The sequence below is a fragment of the Salinicola sp. CPA57 genome (assembly GCF_003206035.1).
Lineage (GTDB): Bacteria > Pseudomonadota > Gammaproteobacteria > Pseudomonadales > Halomonadaceae > Salinicola > Salinicola socius.
This window is the reverse complement of record NZ_PZJR01000009.1, coordinates 101745-118461: the sequence shown is the minus strand read 5'-3', so window position 1 is coordinate 118461 and position 16717 is coordinate 101745. Positions and strand designations below refer to the sequence as shown.

Sequence of the window (16717 nt, the reverse complement as noted above, 5' to 3'; positions counted from 1 at the left end):
TCAGAGCGTACGGGTCACCTTCTGCAGGTGACGCGGCCGATCCGGATCGCCGCCTCGGGCCACGGCCAGCCTGGCGGCCATCACGTAGAAGCTCTGGATCACCGACAGCGGCTGCAGGTCGTCGTGACCGGCGTCGATCAGCGGCAGCTGGCGCGCGCCGACACTATCGTCGGCAGCCAGCAGCACCCTGGCGCCGATACTCTCCAGCCAGACGGCCAGCTCCAGCAGCCCGGCCTGATCCGGCCCCGGCGGCGCGAACACCAGCACCGGATAGCCCGGCCCGATCAGCGCCATCGGGCCATGACGAACTTCGGCGGCACTGAACGGCTCGGCCTGGATGGCGCAGGTTTCCTTGAACTTGAGCGCCGCCTCCTGGGCCACGGCGAGTCCTGCACCCCGGCCGATCACCAGCAGCCGGTCGACATCGATCAGCGCGTCCACCGCCGGCTGCCAATCCAGCCGCGCCGCGGCTTCCAGTGTCGGCGGCAATGCTTCCAGCGCCGTCAGCAGTGTTTCGTCCTCGGCCCAGGCGCCGATCAGATGCGCACAGGCGGCCAGGGTGGCGAGATAGCTCTTGGTCGCCGCGACGCTTTTTTCGACGCCCGCCTGCAGCGCGATCTCGCACTCGGAGGCCTGCCCCAGCGGCGAATCCGGCGTATTGACCAGTGCCACGCTACGGGCACCGCCGACGATCAGTGCCTTCTGCGTCGCAACCAGATCGGGGCTGGCGCCAGACTGCGAGATGGCCACCGCCAATTGCCCCCGGACCCGCCAGGGCGCGTTGGCGACCGTGGTCAATGACGGCGGCACCGACGCCATCGGCAAGCCGAGATGTTTCATCCCCAGATAGGCGAAGTAGGCGGCGGCGTGGTCGGAGCTGCCCCGCGCCACCGTCAGCGCGCCACGCAGATCCGACTCGCGCAGCGTCCCGCCGAGCTCGGCGAGGTGGGCGGCATTGGCCTGCCATTGCGCCCGCAGGCATCCGGGCGCGCTCTGCGCCTCTTCCAGCATCAGTGACATCAGTGCCTCTCCCGCGGCGCAGCCGCCGCCTGTGGTGTCGTCCGTTGTTGCGAGCCCGTCTGTCCCTGTCCCGTCGACGAGGCGTGGTGGGCGAGCTCGCCCCCCACGTAGACGGCGTCGATCTCGAGTCGCGCGTTCATGACCACGACATCGGCGCGACAGCCGATATCCAACCGACCGATCTCGGTCTCGCCGAGAAAATCGGCGGGATACTGGGACAGTCGCCGGCAGGCGTCGTCCAGACCGAGACCGATCTGGACCAGATTGCGCAGCGCCTGGTCCATGGTCAGGGTACTGCCCGCCAGCGTGCCGTCGGCCAGGCGCACGCCCCCGAGGCATTTGGTCACATGCTGCTCGCCGAGACGGTATTCCCCGTCCGGCATGCCGGCCGCGGCCGTGGAGTCGGTCACGCCAAAGAGATGGGGAATGCAGCGCAGCGCCGTGAGGATGGCGCCGGGATGAACGTGAAGCAGATCGGGAATGATCTCGGCATAGTCGGCGTGCGCCAGCGCCGCGCCGACCATGCCGGGCTTGCGGTGATGGAGCCCGGTCATGGCATTGAACAGGTGGGTGAAGCCGTGAGCGCCATTCTCGAGCCCGGCCACGCCCTCCTCGTAGCTCCCCAGGGTGTGGCCCATCTGCACCCGCACGCCACGCTCGCGCAGCTGCCCGATGAGTTCGGCATGGCCCGACAGCTCCGGCGCCAGCGTCAGCAGCCGGATCGGTGCCAGTTCCATCAGCGCCTCGACGTCCGCGATCGCGCCGGGGTGGGCATACGGGGGCTGCGCGCCCAGCTTGCCGGGGTTGAGATAGGGGCCTTCGAGATGCACCCCCAGGAGTCGTGAAGCGCAGGATGGCGGCGCGGCGATCAGTCGAGAGATATCCCGCAACGCCTGCTGGATATCCGATACCGGTGCGGTCATGGTGGTGACCAGCAGACTGGTGGTCCCGAAACGGACGTGGGTTCGCGCCATGGTCGCGGCGGCGTCGCCCCCTTCCATGGCGTCCGCTCCGCCCCCGCCATGCACGTGCAGATCGACGAATCCCGGCAGTAGCCGCGGATATTCGTTCGTGCCGGGATCGACCGCCTCGCCCTCGATGGCGGCGATTCGGCCATCGCGCCAGTGGAGCGTGCCGAGGCGCCATCCTTCGGGGGTCAGAATATTGCCGTAAAGCATGCTGCCTCCTGCTCGAGCGATCTCATTGCGTCAGTTCCACCATGAAGTCGTAGTAATCGGTTCGGCAGTAGGTCACCGTCAATTCCCCCGGCCGGCCGTCGGCGAGATAGCCGAGCCGCGTCATCATCAGCAGTGCGCAGGATTGCGGCACCTGGGCAAGCGTCGCCAGCTCGGCATCGGCATTGACCGCCGACACATGCTGCAGGGCCCGCACGATCGGCGTGCCCAGATTGTCGAGGTGGCGGTAGAGCGAATGGGTGACGCCCTGCGGATCGGGCAGTACCCGGCTCGGCAGGCAGCTCTCCTCGACCGCGACCACCACGTCATCGGCCAGCCGCAGGCGCTTGAGCCGTGACACCTGATGATCCGCGTTCAACCCCAGCCGCAGGCTCTCCTCCACCGTCGGCGTTCCCAGACTCCGACTCAGCCAGCGCGAGCTGGGGCGATGACCGCGCTGGGTCAAGAGCTCGGTAAAACTGGTCAATCGTGTCAGCGATTGATTGAGCCGCGGGGCAATGAAAGTGCCGGAGCCATGGGTTCGCTGAATCAGGCCCAGTGCCACCAGCCGATCCAGCGCCTTGCGTGCGGTGATGCGGGAAATATTGAGCGATTCCGCCAGCACTCGCTCCGAAGGCAGGGCCTCGCCGGTTTCCCAGTCACCCGCTTCGATCGCCTGGACCAGCTGCTGGGCCAATTGACGATAGAGCGGGGTCGACCGATCGGCATCCAGCCTGAGCCGCGATAGCGTTGATTCCATGGCAAGTCGGCTCCGGCGTCGCTGTGATCGATATCCGTGGCTGATACCACTTCAATACCACCAACATAACCACTCGCATACCAATCCACCAGACCCGCGACGACCAACTTTGGTCGAACCCGGAGCGCAATCGGTTCGGCCGGATCGAACCTGGCTCGACGACGAATGCCCCGGGCCGCCGCGCGATTGGCGTGCCCCTCGCGGAATCCGTATAGTGTCGCTCTCGTCCACCGACCGATCCGATCCGATGCTGCAGAACAACTCTCTTCTGGCCCAGTTGAAGCAAAACATTCGCGCCAGCACGCCGCGCGTCCAGGGCACCATCAAGGCGACCGACAAGGGTTTCGGTTTTCTCGAAGCCGAAGACGGCACGTCCTATTTCATCCCGCCGCCCGCCATGAAGCAGGTCGTCCATGGCGACCGCATCGAAGCGGTCATCAAGGAGGACGGCGACAAGAAACAGGCGGACCCCGAGACGCTGCTGGAGGCATCGCTGGATCGCTTCGTGGCGCGCGTGCAGAAGCGCGACGGGCGCCTGGCGGTGGTCCCTGACCACCCCTCGATCAATCTTTCGCTCAAGGCACGCCTCAAGCGCTCGCTGGAAGAGTCCGACATCGCCGACGGCGACTGGGTCGTCGCCCGCCTGATCCGCCATCCGCTGCGACCGGACGACCGCGCCTTCTTTACCCAGATCGACGAGCTGGTGGTCAAGAGCGAGGACCCGGCCGTTCCCTGGCGCGTCACGCTGGCACGCCACGCGCTGGAACAGGAGTGTCCGCCGGCCGCCGATGCCTGGCCGCTGAAGGACGAAGGGCTGGTCCGCGAAGATCTCACCGCGGAGCCGTTCTTCACCATCGATGGCGAGAAGACTCGCGACATGGACGACGCGCTGCGGGTCGAAGCCACCGACGACGGCTGGACCATGACGGTGGCGATCGCCGATCCCACCGCCTATGTGGACGAGTCCCACCCGGCGGACAAGGAAGCGCGTACCCGCGCCTTCACGGTCTACCTCCCGGGTCAGAACGTCACCATGCTGCCGGAAGCGCTGGCCGACGATCTGTGCTCGCTGAAGCCGGATGTGGAGCGTCCGGTACTGGCGTGCCGCCTGCAGGTGGGCCACGACGGCACGCTGGGGGAATATCGCTTCTTCGCCGCCACGATTCGCTCCCAGGCACGGCTGGTCTACGACGCGGTCTCCGACTGGATCGACGGCGAACCGAACGCCGAGGCGCCGGCGGCACCGATCGCCGAGCAGTTGACGGCGCTGGCCGAGCTCTCCCGCGCTCGCGCCGCCTGGCGCGAAGCCAACACGCTGGTGTTCAAGGATCGCCCCGACTACGCGTTCGATCTCGACGACGCCGGTAACGTGCTGGGCATCCGGGTCGAGGAGCGACGCATTGCCCAGCGCATGATCGAAGAGGCGATGATCGTTGCCAATGCCTGCTGCGCCGACCTGCTAGCCAAGGAAGTCGGCCACGGCATTTTCAACGTGCACCACGCCTTCGAACCGGAAAAGATCGATCAGGCGCTGGAATTCCTGGCCGCACAGGAGATTCCGGCAGAGCGCGAGCAGCTTTCCGAACTCTCTCGCTATCGCGAATTCCGCCGGGCGCTGGACGCTCGCGAAGACGCCTGGCTGGATGTGCGCCTCCGTCGCTTCCAGGGTTACACCAGCATGTCGGCCCGCCCCGGGCCTCACTTCGGCCTGGGACTGCCGGCCTATGCCACCTGGACATCGCCGATCCGCAAGTACGGCGACATGGTCAATCATCGCCTGATCAAGCGGGTCTTGAAGTCGGAAGTGGCCCCTGTGGAAGCCAGCCAGCAGCTGACCGAGCAACTGACCGAACGCCGTCGACTGAACCGAATGGCCGAACGTGACGTCAAAGACTGGCTTTACGTGCGCTATCTGGGTGCCACCCTCGACCAGGGCGAAGTGTACGATGCCGATATCATCGATATCCGCCGTGGTGGCATGCGGGTCCGCCTGATCGCCAACGGGGCGACCGCTTTCGTGCCGGCACCGTTGATCCACAGCGACCGCACTCAGGTCGCCATCGACGACAAGGAAGGCCGCATCCAGATCGCCGGCGAGCCGCGCTATCAGCTCGGTGGCTCCCTGCGCGTCAAGCTGGTCGAAGCGCGTGAAGCGACACGCTCGCTGGTGGCCACTCCCGCCGAGTGAGCGACGCAACGGCCCGGCAGCGCTGACGACGGCGCCGCCGGGCTACCACTATGGTGTGAACGCCCTGTGGCAGTAAAACGATATACTGCAATGTAGTCGGTCATCGATATCGTCAGTCATCGCCATTCTCGGGAATGTGCTTTTATCGACAGCGACGGTCTTGACAGGGAAAGTCTTTTAGAGGAGCGGCTCGTTGCATATTGCCGACGTCACGATGTTCTATGCCCCCGCCAGCGGCGGGGTTCGTACTTACCTCGATGCCAAGCATCGGCGCCTCGCCAAATTGCCGGGCATCACCTGCAGTCTGCTGATTCCTGGCTCGCAGCTGTTTTCCCACAACGGCATTCACGAAATTCCGTCACCGCCGTTACCGTTCAGCCAGGGATACCGATTTCCGCTTCGTCGCCGCGGCTGGGAGCGGGAGCTCGTTCGCCTGGCTCCCGACATCATCGAAGCCGGCGATCCCTACGTGACCGGCTGGGCAGCGCTGCAAGCGGGTCGCAAGCTCGACGTGCCGGTGGTCGGTTTCTATCACTCCGATCTGCCACGGCTGATCAGCAACAGAATGGGAAGCGGCACCGACAAGCTGGTAGAGCGATATGTCTATCAGCTCTACCGCCGCTTCGATCAGGTGCTGGCGCCAAGCCGGGTGATGGCGGAGCGGTTGACCCGCCTCGGCATCGAGCAGGTCGCCATTCAGCCGCTGGGCGTCGATCTGGAAACGTTTCATCCCAGCCGCCTGAATCCGGCTCTACGTCGACAGCTCAATCTCGACGACGACACCAAGCTGCTGATCTTCGTCGGGCGTGGCTCTCGCGAAAAGAATCTCCACGACCTGCTGGAAACCGCACGGCTGCTCGGCAAAGGCTACCATCTGCTGCTGGTCGGACCGAGCATGCCCAGCAACGTTCCCGATAATGTCAGCGTGATCGATCGCTACACGCCAACCGAAGAGGTCGCCAGCTGGCTGGCATCCAGTGACGCGCTGGTGCACGCCGGTACTCAGGAAACTTTCGGCCTGGTCGCGCTCGAAGCGATGGCCAGCGGTATTCCCGTCATTGCCGCGAGAGCCGGGGCCCTGGCCGAAAACGTGCCGCTGGGCTGCGGGCTGCTCAGCGAGCCGCACTCGCCGGCGGACATGGCGCGCGCCGTGAGGGAGCTGTTCTCCAACCACGATGCCGCGCAGGCCGGACGCCGCGCCCGCCGTTACGTGGAGCGCAATCACGATTGGGACATCGTCATCGACGGCCTGCTGTCACACTATCGTCGCCTCACCAGCGCCACCGAAGGCGCGGGAGAGGCCCAGCAGGGCTCGCAGCATGGATGATCGCCATTTTTCGCTGGTGCTCCACGATATCGCGCCGGAGACCTGGCCGGATTATCGCGGTTTCGTCGAAGCCGTCGATCGTCTCGGTGAACGTCTTGGTCAGCGCATCCCCATCACCTGGCTCGTCGTACCCAATTTCCACGGGCGTGGCGAATGCCGCGACAGTGATACTCTGCGCCGGGTACTCGATACGCGTCTGGCGCTGGGCGACGAGTTGACGCTACATGGCTATTACCATCGGGATGACGCGCCGGCGCCCCGCTCGCTGCGCGATTTCTACATGCGCCGGATCTACACCTGGGAGGGGGAATTCTATTCCCTCGATCGCGCTCGAGCCGGGGCCCTGCTCGACGAAGGAATGGCTCAGTTCGAGTCCTGCGGCTGGCCACATGGCGGCTTCGTGGCACCGGCCTGGCTGATGAGCCAGGGAACGCGTGAGGCACTGAAAGAGCGTCCGTTCACCTACACCAGCGACCCCCAACAGCTCTACCGGCTACCGGCCTTCTCCCCGCTGGAAGCGCCGAGCATCGTGTGGAGCGCCCGCAGCGCCTGGCGACGCGGCATGTCGCGCGTGGTCAGCGCCATTCAATATCGCCGTTTCCAGCACGCCGGGATGCTGCGGTTGGCATTGCACCCCGTGGATATGCGCTATCAGCCCTCCTACGACTACTGGCTGCAGATGGTCGAGCATTTGATGCGGTCGGGACGACAGCCGGTGACGAAACAGAGCTGGCTGAACCACGCTGCCCCCGATATTGCCTCGGACAATCTCGCCCAACGGGCGAACAAGGATCGCTCCGCGGCATGAAGCGCATCCTGTGGTTATTGGCGCTGGGCCTGGTGGCAGCGCTGGCAATACCGATTCTGATCGGTGGGCGTGGCATCGTCACCGAACTGCGGGGATTCCCCACTTCCCAGCTGCTGCTGATGATGGGCATGATCCTCGTCTGCTGGAACCTCAACGCCCTGCGCCTGAGGTTGTTGCTGGCCGGGCGTGCCGGGAAACTTTCCCAGACCCGCGCCTTTTCGATCGTCATGGCCACCGAGTTCGCCATCTGCGCCACACCCGGTGGGACCGGCGGCCCGCTGACCCTGCTTGGCCTGCTGGCTCGACGCGGCATCCGGCCGGCTCAGGCGTCCGCCATCTTTGCCGTCGATCAGCTCACCGATCTGCTGTTCTTCCTGTCCGGCTTGATTGGCGTGGCTCTCTACGTATTGATCGAGGCCGTCGATCTGAAGCTGGGCTGGCTGGTGGGTCTTCCCACTCTGCTGCTACTGACCGCGCTGGTGATGCTATGGCTGACGCTCACCCATTACGCCCGGGTCATGCATGTCACGGGGCGCTGGCTGGCCAGGCTCAACGTCAAGCGCCGCTCGCGATTCGGCTTCGCCCGTCGTCTGCTGCATTTTCGCAACTCGCTGATCGAAACCCTGCGGCTACCGCGCTGGTTGCTGCTCGCCGTATTCCTGCTCTGCTGCGCTCACTGGCTGATCCGCTACAGCATTCTCTACCTGGTCGTCCAGGGACTGGGGCAGCATATCGACTGGGCGTGGACGTTCCTGGTGCAGATGGTATCGATGGCTGCCGGCCAGCTCAGCTTCCTGCCGGGGGGCGCGGGAGGCGCCGAGCTGACATCATCCGCTCTGCTAACGCCGCTGATCGGCGCGCAGAGTGCCGCCGCCGCCGTGCTGATCTGGCGCTTCGTTACCTACTACTTCTATCTGCTGGCCGGATTTCCGATATTCGTCGCCACCGCGGGAAAGGCCTTCCTGCGCATGATGAACAAGCAGCGGGCCGCGGGCAAACGCTGACATCGAAACGACAGACAGCGTCAATCACCGGCCTGGTCGAGGCTGAGCCAGAACATTTTTAAAGGAAAGGCGGAAAACTGGCAGGTACATGGAAACAGATCGCCCCGTCAGGCGAACCTGACGGGGCGATGAGCGAGACATATCGTCTCCAGCGGTACAGCGAGAAGACTTACCAGCCAGTGGCGGCCTTCAGCGCATCACCGATCTCGGCGAGCGAACGCACGGTCTTGACGCCGGCATCTTCCAGCGCCTTGAACTTCTCGTCCGCGGTCCCTTTGCCACCGGCAATGATCGCACCCGCATGGCCCATGCGCTTGCCCGGAGGGGCAGTGACACCGGCGATGTAGGAGACCACCGGCTTGGAAACGTTGGCCTTGATATAGGCTGCGGCTTCCTCTTCGGCGTTACCACCGATTTCACCGATCATCACGATGGCCTCGGTCTGCGGGTCCTTCTCGAACATCTCCAGGATGTCGATGAAGGAGGAGCCCGGGATCGGATCGCCGCCGATGCCCACGCAGGTGGACTGACCGAAACCGTGATCGGTCGTCTGCTTGACCGCTTCATAGGTCAGGGTGCCGGAGCGCGACACGATACCGACACGGCCCGGCTTGTGGATATGACCCGGCATGATGCCGATCTTGGTCTCGCCCGGCGTGATCACGCCCGGGCAGTTCGGACCGATCAGGCGGACGCCCAGCTCGTCACACTTGACCTTGACGTCGAGCATGTCCAGCGTCGGGATGCCTTCGGTGATGCAGACGATCAGCTTGATGCCGGCGTTGGCGGCTTCGAGGATCGAGTCCTTGCAGAAGGCTGCAGGCACATAGATGACTGACGCTTCCGCGCCGGTCTTCTCGACCGCTTCCTTGACGGTGTTGAACACCGGCAGGCCCAGATGCTCCTGGCCGCCCTTGCCCGGCGTGACACCGCCGACCATGTTGGTACCGTAAGCAATCGCTTGCTCGGAGTGAAACGTCCCCTGGCCACCGGTGAAGCCCTGGCAGATGACCTTGGTGCTCTTGTCGATCAGGATACTCATTACTTGCCCTCCGCCGCTTTGACGACCTGCTGAGCCGCGTCAGTCAGGCTGGTAGCAGCGATGATGTTGAGTCCGCTGGAAGCCAGTTTCTCGGCACCCAGCTCGGCGTTGTTACCTTCCAGACGCACCACGACCGGCACGTTGACGCCGACCTGCTCGACGGCTCCGATGATGCCCTCGGCGATCATGTCGCAACGCACGATGCCGCCGAAGATGTTGACCAGCACGGCTTTGACGTTGGTGTCGGAGAGGATGATCTTGAACGCTTCCGCCACGCGTTCCTTGGTCGCGCCGCCACCGACATCGAGGAAGTTGGCCGGGCTGCCGCCGTTGAGATTGACGATGTCCATGGTGCCCATGGCCAGACCTGCGCCGTTGACCATGCAGCCGATGTTGCCGTCGAGCGCGACGTAATTGAGTTCCCACTCCTGAGCGTGCGCTTCGCGCTCGTCTTCCTGGGACGGGTCGCGCATCGCCTGCAGATCAGGATGACGATACATGGCGTTGGCGTCGAGGTTGATCTTGGCGTCGAGGCAGTGGAGATTGCCTTCGTCGGTGATCACCAGCGGGTTGATTTCCAGCAGCGCCAGATCCTTGTCGTGGAACAGCTTGGACAGGCCCAGGAAGATCTTGGTGAACTGCTTGATCTGTTCCTTGTTCAGGCCCAGCTGGAACGCCAGTTCACGCGCCTGATACGGCTGTGCACCGACCAGCGGATCGATTTCGGCCTTGAGGATCTTCTCGGGAGTTTCCTCGGCGACCTTCTCGATCTCGACACCACCTTCGGTGGAGGCCATGAAGACGACGCGGCGTGTGGAACGATCGACCACGGCACCCAGATACAGCTCGGTGGCGATATCGGTGCAGTTCTCGACCAGGATCTTGGCAACCGGCTGACCTTTCTCGTCGGTCTGATAGGTCACCAGGTTCTTGCCCAGCCACTGCTCGGCAAAGGCCTTGGCGGCTTCCGGGCTTTCGATCAGCTTGACGCCGCCGGCCTTGCCGCGGCCACCTGCGTGAACCTGTGCCTTGACGACCCACTTGTCGCCACCGATTTTCTTGCAGGCCTGTGCGGCTTCGTCCGGCGTGTCGACGGCGAAACCCTTGGAGACTGGAAGACCGTAATCGGCAAACAGCTGTTTGCCCTGATACTCGTGAAGGTTCATCGATTCATGCCATTAGGTTGCATGTGACTCGAATGGCAACGCGCCGAAAATCGGCGCGTCACCCCCGTGCCATTCCGCCAGGGAACGGCACCTATTGCAGGAAACGCGAGAGAGTGACTTACTTGCGCTTCTTGCGGTTGGCCATGTGAATGGCGTGTCCATCGACGGCCAGTGCCGCTTCGTGCACGGCTTCCGACAGCGTCGGGTGCGCGAAGCAGGTCAGTGCCAGATCTTCCGCGCTGGAGCCGAATTCCATCGCGATCACGCCCTGGGCGATCAGTTCGCCCGCGTGCTGACCCAGAATATGGACACCGAGAACGCGATCGGTTTCGGCATCGGCGATGACCTTGACCATCCCCTCCGGCGCGTTGTTGGCGAGCGCACGGCCACTGGCCGAGAACGGGAAGGCACCGGTCTTGACTTCGATACCCTGTTCCTTGGCCTGCTGCTCGTTGATCCCCACCCACGCCACTTCCGGCGCGGTATAGATGACGCTGGGGATGGCGTCGTAATTCATCTCCGGCTTCTGGCCGGCGATGAGATCGGCGACCATCACGCCCTCTTCGGACGCCTTGTGCGCCAGCATCGGACCACGCACGACGTCACCGATAGCATAGACGCCGGAGACGTTGGTGCGGCACTGATCGTCGACGAAGATGAAGCCGCGCTCGTCGAGCTTGATCCCGGCCGAGTCGTCGAGAAGGCTTTCGGTATATGGCTTGCGCCCGACGCAGACGATCAGCTTGTCGAAAGTCTGCTCCTGTTCACCGTTACCGTCGGTGTACTTGACCACGACTTCACGGGAATCGCCCTTGCCCTTGATCTCGGACCCGGTCACGCGCGCGCCCATCTTGATATCCAGCCCCTGCTTCTTGAACAGCTTCTGGGCATCCTTGGCGATCGCCTGATCGACCATCGGCAGGAACGTATCGAGCGCTTCGAGAACGGTGACTTCGCTGCCCAGGCGGCTCCACACGCTGCCAAGCTCGAGACCGATGACGCCGGCGCCGATCACGCCGAGACGCTTGGGCGCCTGGGCGAATTCCAGCGCGCCGGCGGAATCGACGATGATGTCGTCGGTCATCGGTGCCGGCGGAATGTTCACCGGCACCGAGCCGGAGGCGATGATGACATTGTCGGCTTCATAGGTTTCAGCCTTGCCATCGTGGCCAGTCACTTCGACTTTCTTGCCGTCGAGCAGCTTGCCGGTGCCTTCCAGGGCCGTGACGCCGTTGGACTTGAACAGCATGCTGATACCGCCGGTGTTCTTGGCGATGACGCTGTTCTTGAACTCCATCATCTTCTTCACGTCGGTCGAGACATCGCCGACGTTGATGCCGATCTCGGCATAATGATCGCGGGTCTCGACGAACTTGTGCGACGTTTCCAGCAACGCCTTGGAGGGGATACAGCCCACGTTGAGGCAGGTGCCGCCGTGAACCGTCTTGCCTTCCTTGTTGACCCACTTCTCGACGCAGGCGGTCTTGAGGCCCAGCTGAGCCGCATGAATGGCGGCAACATAGCCTCCAGGGCCCGCACCAATGACGATCACATCGAATTTATCGGCCATGAAAAATTTCCTGTTCGCTTCGTTTGCCATTCGCCGGGCAAGCCCGGCGAATCGACAGTCGGATGGTTGAGTCGAATGCGCTTAGATGTCCAGCAGCAGGCGCGCCGGATCTTCCAGCAGCGACTTGATGGCCACCAGGAACTGGACCGCATCCTTGCCATCGATCATGCGGTGATCGTAGGAGACGGCGAGGTACATCATCGGACGAATCTCGACCTTGCCGTTCACCGCCATCGGACGTTCCTGAATCTTGTGCATGCCCAGGATCGCGGTCTGGGGCGGATTCAGGATCGGCGTCGACATCAACGAGCCGAAGATGCCGCCGTTGGTGATGGTGAAGGTGCCACCTTGCATGTCGTCGATGCCGAGCTTGCCGTCACGGCCCCGCTTGCCGAAGTCGCCGATCGCCTTCTCGACGTCTGCCAGCTTCATGCTGTCGGTGTCACGCAGTACCGGGACGACCAGCCCGCGCGGCGTGGAAACGGCCACACCGATGTCCTGGTATCCGTGGTAGACGATGTCGGTGCCATCGATGGAGGCGTTGACGTCCGGGAAGCGCTTGAGCGCCTCGGTCGCCGCCTTGACGAAGAAGCCCATGAAGCCAAGCTTGACGTCGTGCGCCTGGAGGAAAGTATCCTTGTACTGGCTACGCAGGGACATCACCGCGCTCATGTCCACTTCGTTGTAGGTCGTGAGCATGGCCGCTGTCTGCTGGGCCTGGACCAGACGCTTGGCGATGGTCTGTCGCAGACGGCTCATCGGCACGCGCTGCTCCGGACGCTCGCCTTCGACCGCCGGTGCTGAAGCCGCCTTCGGCGCCGCGGCGGCCGGTTTGGCGGATTTCTTCGCGGTGCCGTCCTTGAGTGCCTTCTGAACGTCTTCCTTCAGGACGCGACCGCCCTTGCCGGTGCCTTCGAGCTTGCTGACGTCGAGATCGTTCTCGGCGGCCAGCTTGCGCGCGGCGGGTGCCAGAATCTTGCCGTCGACCTTGGCATCCTGCTCGCTGTCGGTCGAGCTGTCCTGTCCGCCGGCAGAGTCGCTGGAGGCACCGCTGTCGCCCTCGCCGCCCGCGCCTTCGGAGAAGACCGCCAGCAGCGCCTCGGATTCGACGACGTCGCCTTCCTGGACCTTGATCTCGGAGAGCGCGCCGTCGGCCGGCGCCACGACTTCGAGAACGACCTTGTCGGTCTCGATCTCGGCCAGGACTTCGTCGCGCTTGACCGCTTCGCCGACTTTCTTGGTCCAGCTGGCAACGGTACCTTCCTGCACGGATTCCGGGAAGCTCGGCGCCTTGACCTCATGGCTCTTGCCCGAGGCGGCGGGTTTGGCAGCCGATTCAGCTTCGCCACCAGCGTCTTCTTTGTCGCCGGACTCGCCTTCGCTGCCCGACTTGCCTTCGCTCTTGGCGTCGCTGGCCGGCTTCTCTTCGCTCTTGCCACCTTCGGAGGCAGCCCCGAGAACACCCAGCACCTGCTCGGATTCGCAGGTATCGCCTTCCTCGACCTTGATCTCGGAGAGCGTACCCGCTTCAGGTGCCACCACTTCGAGGACGACCTTGTCGGTTTCGATCTCGACGATCAGTTCATCGCGCTCGACGCTGTCGCCCACTTTCTTGTGCCAAGTGGCGACCGTTCCCTCGGCAACGGATTCGGGAAAAGTCGGCGCTTTGATATCAGTAGCCATGTCGTATCCTTAGTCTCTATTCTCTCGCGCCTGTCTCAGCGGCAAGGCGCCTTACGCGTTGAAAGCGTCGTCGACCAGCTGGCTCTGTTGCGCCACATGGACAGACATGTAGCCAGCAGCTGGGGCGGCAGATGCCGGACGGCCAGCGAACTTGAGGCTGTGATCCAATCCCTCGCGCACCATGCCCGCCACCAGGCGCAGATGATGCTGACTCTGATACCAGGCGCCCTGATTGAGCGGCTCCTCCTGACACCAGACGACCTGCTCCAGATTCGGATAGGTCTTGAGCGCTTCCCACAGCTCGTCCTTGGGAAAAGGATAGAGCTGCTCGACACGAATGACAGCCGTGTCATCACGCTCGTTTTCGGCGCGATAGGTCGCCAGATCGTAGTAGACCTTGCCTGAACAGAGCACGGCTCGCTTGACCTGCTGAGGATCCCGCTCGCCAATGTCGGGAATGACCATCTGGAAGCGGCCATCAGCCAGCTCTTCCATGGTCGAGGTCGCATCCTTGTGACGCAACAGGCTCTTGGGTGACATCACGATCAGCGGCTTGCGCAGCGGACGGATCACCTGACGCCGCAGCAGATGGAATATCTGAGCCGGGGTCGTCGGCACGCAAACCTGCATATTGTGTTCGGCACACAGCTGCAGGAAGCGCTCGAGGCGCGCCGAGGAGTGCTCCGGACCCTGCCCTTCGTAGCCATGCGGCAACAGCAACGTCAGGCCGCACAGCCGCGCCCACTTCGACTCACCGGAAGAGATGAACTGGTCGACAACGACCTGCGCACCGTTGAAGAAGTCACCGAACTGGGCTTCCCAGACGATCAGCGAGTTGGGCGCCGTCGTGGCGTATCCGTACTCGAACGCCAGCACGGCTTCTTCCGAGAGGAAGGAGTCGTGAATGGCGAAGGCCGGCTGATCGTCCTTGATGTGCTGCAACGGCACGTAGGTCGAGGCATCGGCCTGGTTGTGAACCACGGCGTGACGATGAGAGAACGTGCCGCGGCCGGTGTCCTGTCCGGTCAGGCGCACCGGATGGCCAGCGTCGACCAGGGTGGCGTAGGCCAGTGTCTCGGCGAAGCCCCAGTTGAGGGGCTGATTGCCGGCCAGCATCTTGCGACGCTCTTCATAGACCCGCGCCACCTGGCGCTGAACCTCGACGCCGTTGGGAATCTCGCTCATCTTCTGCGCCAGCTGCGTCAGATGTTCGAGCTCGCAACGGGTATCGGTATCGCCGCTCCATTCATGACCGAGATACGGTGTCCAGTCGACGAACAGACCCGTGTTGGGCTGTTTGACCAGCGCGTTGGCGACGTGATTGCCGGCCAGCAGGTCATCGCGATACTGCTCGCCCATCTGCTTGGCCTGATCTTCCGTCAGCACGCCTTCCTTGATCAGCTGCTCTACATAGAGGGTACGCGTCGACTTGTGCGACTTGATCTTGGCGTACATCAGCGGCTGGGTACCGGAAGGCTCGTCGGCTTCGTTGTGACCCCGACGGCGGTAGCAGACCAGGTCGATCACCACGTCGCGCTGGAATTCCTTGCGATAGTCGACGGCGACCTGGGTCGCATGCAGCACCGCTTCCGGATCGTCGCCATTGACGTGAAGAATCGGCGCCTGAACCATCTTGGCGATGTCGGTGCAGTATTCGGTCGAGCGCGCATCATCGGCGCGCGACGTGGTGAAACCGACCTGATTGTTGATCACGATGTGCAGCGTACCGCCGGTCTTGTAGCCCCGGGTCTGCGACATCTGGAAGGTTTCCATCACCACGCCCTGGCCGGCAAAGGCCGCATCGCCATGCACAACGATCGGCAGGACCTGCTTGCCCTCGTCGTCCTGACGACGATCCTGACGGGCACGAACGGACCCTTCGACCACCGGCGACACGATCTCCAGATGCGACGGATTGAACGCCAGCGCCAGGTGAACTTCGCCACCGGGCGTCATCACATTGGAGCTGAAGCCCTGGTGATACTTGACGTCACCGGAGCCCTGTTTGATCTGCTTCTTGCCGTCGAACTCGTCGATCAGCTCCGACGGGCTCTTGCCAAGAATGTTCACCAGCAGGTTGAGACGCCCGCGGTGAGCCATCCCGATCACCACTTCCTTGACGCCGTAGTTGCCGCTGCGCTGGATCACTTCGTCCATCATCGGGATGAAGGACTCGCCACCTTCCAGACCGAAGCGCTTGGTACCGGGATACTTCGACGCGAGGTAGCTCTCCAGACCTTCGGCGGCGGTCAATCGCTCGAGCAGATGCTCACGCTCGCTCTGGCTGTATTTCGGCTTGGAGCGCACCGATTCGAACCGCTGCTGTAGCCAGCGCTTCTCTTCGGTGTTGACGATGTGCATGAACTCACAGCCGATCGAGCGGCAGTAAGTCTGCTCCAGCGCCTCGACGATCTCCTTGAGCGGTGCCTCTTCCTTGCCCAGAAAGAACGAGCCGGTCTGGAACACGGTGCTCATGTCGGCCTGGGTCAGGTCGTGGAAAGAGAAATCGAGGTCCGGGACCGTATCCGGCTTGCGCAGACCGAGCGGATCGATGTCCGCACGCTGATGGCCTCGGAACCGATAGGCATTGATCAGCTGAAGAACCTTGACCTGCTTGCGGTTCTCGCTGCTGCCGGTAGCGGCCGATACGGTAGGACGACGCTCGCGCGCCAGCTGATAGAACTGTTCCCGAATGGGACTGAGAGGAACATCTTGGGAGGGAGTGCCTTCCAGGCGCGGTAGCTGGTCGAACGCTTGGCGCCATTCATCGGGGACAGTCGCGGGGTCATTCAGATACTGCTCGTAGAGCGCTTCCACATAGTGGGCGTTGCCGCCGCTCATATGGGAAGTGCGCCACATCAACTCCATTATGCCTTCTTGCATCTCTGGTTCACCCTACACTGATGGGGTGTTGTCGGCGCCGGTCGCAGCTGCGCGCCTCGGCGTCACTCCGGTACCGTCGCGAGACGGCCAA

General features: G+C 63.4%; 12 protein-coding genes. 4 read left to right on the top strand and 8 right to left on the bottom strand.

Annotation, left to right across the window (positions count from 1 at the left end; all coding sequences use genetic code 11):
- From DOM36_RS10440 to DOM36_RS10430, 3 genes are read right to left on the bottom strand one after another with little or no spacing between them, the layout of a single operon-like run.
- Positions 1-1020, bottom strand: a complete 1020-nt coding sequence (locus DOM36_RS10440; protein ID WP_110643058.1) for an SIS domain-containing protein — start codon at positions 1018-1020, stop codon at positions 1-3.
- A complete protein-coding gene (nagA, locus tag DOM36_RS10435; RefSeq protein ID WP_110643057.1) occupies positions 1020-2198 on the bottom strand; it encodes an N-acetylglucosamine-6-phosphate deacetylase in 1179 nt (392 codons plus the stop codon). The genes DOM36_RS10440 and nagA overlap by 1 nt, the downstream gene beginning before the upstream one ends.
- 22 nt (positions 2199-2220) lie before the next feature.
- Positions 2221-2955, bottom strand: coding sequence for a GntR family transcriptional regulator (locus DOM36_RS10430; RefSeq protein WP_110643056.1), 735 nt, complete (start codon positions 2953-2955; stop codon positions 2221-2223).
- Between the two features lie 247 nt (positions 2956-3202).
- On the opposite strand from DOM36_RS10430, the gene DOM36_RS10425 reads away from it, so the two are divergent.
- The 4 genes from DOM36_RS10425 (at position 3203) to DOM36_RS10410 (ending at position 8282) form a co-directional block, all read left to right on the top strand.
- Complete coding sequence (locus DOM36_RS10425; protein ID WP_110643055.1) at positions 3203-5143, top strand: exoribonuclease II; 1941 nt, start codon at positions 3203-3205, stop codon at positions 5141-5143.
- A gap of 193 nt (positions 5144-5336) precedes the next feature.
- Complete coding sequence (locus DOM36_RS10420; RefSeq protein WP_110643054.1) at positions 5337-6470, top strand: glycosyltransferase family 1 protein; 1134 nt, start codon at positions 5337-5339, stop codon at positions 6468-6470.
- Positions 6463-7278 (top strand): polysaccharide deacetylase family protein, encoded by an 816-nt coding sequence (locus DOM36_RS10415; RefSeq protein WP_075569925.1) that lies wholly within the window; start codon positions 6463-6465, stop codon positions 7276-7278. The genes DOM36_RS10420 and DOM36_RS10415 overlap by 8 nt, the downstream gene beginning before the upstream one ends.
- Positions 7275-8282: a lysylphosphatidylglycerol synthase transmembrane domain-containing protein gene (locus DOM36_RS10410; RefSeq protein WP_075569926.1), complete on the top strand. Its 1008-nt coding sequence runs from the start codon at positions 7275-7277 to the stop codon at positions 8280-8282. The genes DOM36_RS10415 and DOM36_RS10410 overlap by 4 nt, the downstream gene beginning before the upstream one ends.
- Before the next feature lie 169 nt (positions 8283-8451).
- On the opposite strand, the gene sucD is transcribed toward DOM36_RS10410, so the two are convergent.
- The 5 genes from sucD to DOM36_RS10385 form a co-directional block, all read right to left on the bottom strand.
- Positions 8452-9324, bottom strand: coding sequence for a succinate--CoA ligase subunit alpha (gene sucD, locus DOM36_RS10405; RefSeq protein ID WP_075569927.1), 873 nt, complete (start codon positions 9322-9324; stop codon positions 8452-8454).
- Positions 9324-10490: an ADP-forming succinate--CoA ligase subunit beta gene (sucC, locus tag DOM36_RS10400; RefSeq protein WP_075569928.1), complete on the bottom strand. Its 1167-nt coding sequence runs from the start codon at positions 10488-10490 to the stop codon at positions 9324-9326. Before sucC ends, sucD begins: the two co-directional genes overlap by 1 nt.
- Before the next feature lie 118 nt (positions 10491-10608).
- A complete protein-coding gene (gene lpdA / locus DOM36_RS10395; RefSeq protein WP_075569929.1) occupies positions 10609-12060 on the bottom strand; it encodes a dihydrolipoyl dehydrogenase in 1452 nt (483 codons plus the stop codon).
- 81 nt (positions 12061-12141) lie between these two features.
- On the bottom strand, positions 12142-13743 hold the full coding sequence (odhB, locus tag DOM36_RS10390) for a 2-oxoglutarate dehydrogenase complex dihydrolipoyllysine-residue succinyltransferase (RefSeq protein ID WP_110643053.1): 1602 nt from the start codon (positions 13741-13743) through the stop codon (positions 12142-12144).
- Between the two features lie 51 nt (positions 13744-13794).
- A complete protein-coding gene (locus tag DOM36_RS10385; protein ID WP_075569931.1) occupies positions 13795-16626 on the bottom strand; it encodes a 2-oxoglutarate dehydrogenase E1 component in 2832 nt (943 codons plus the stop codon).
- Positions 16627-16717: the final 91 nt, after the last annotated feature.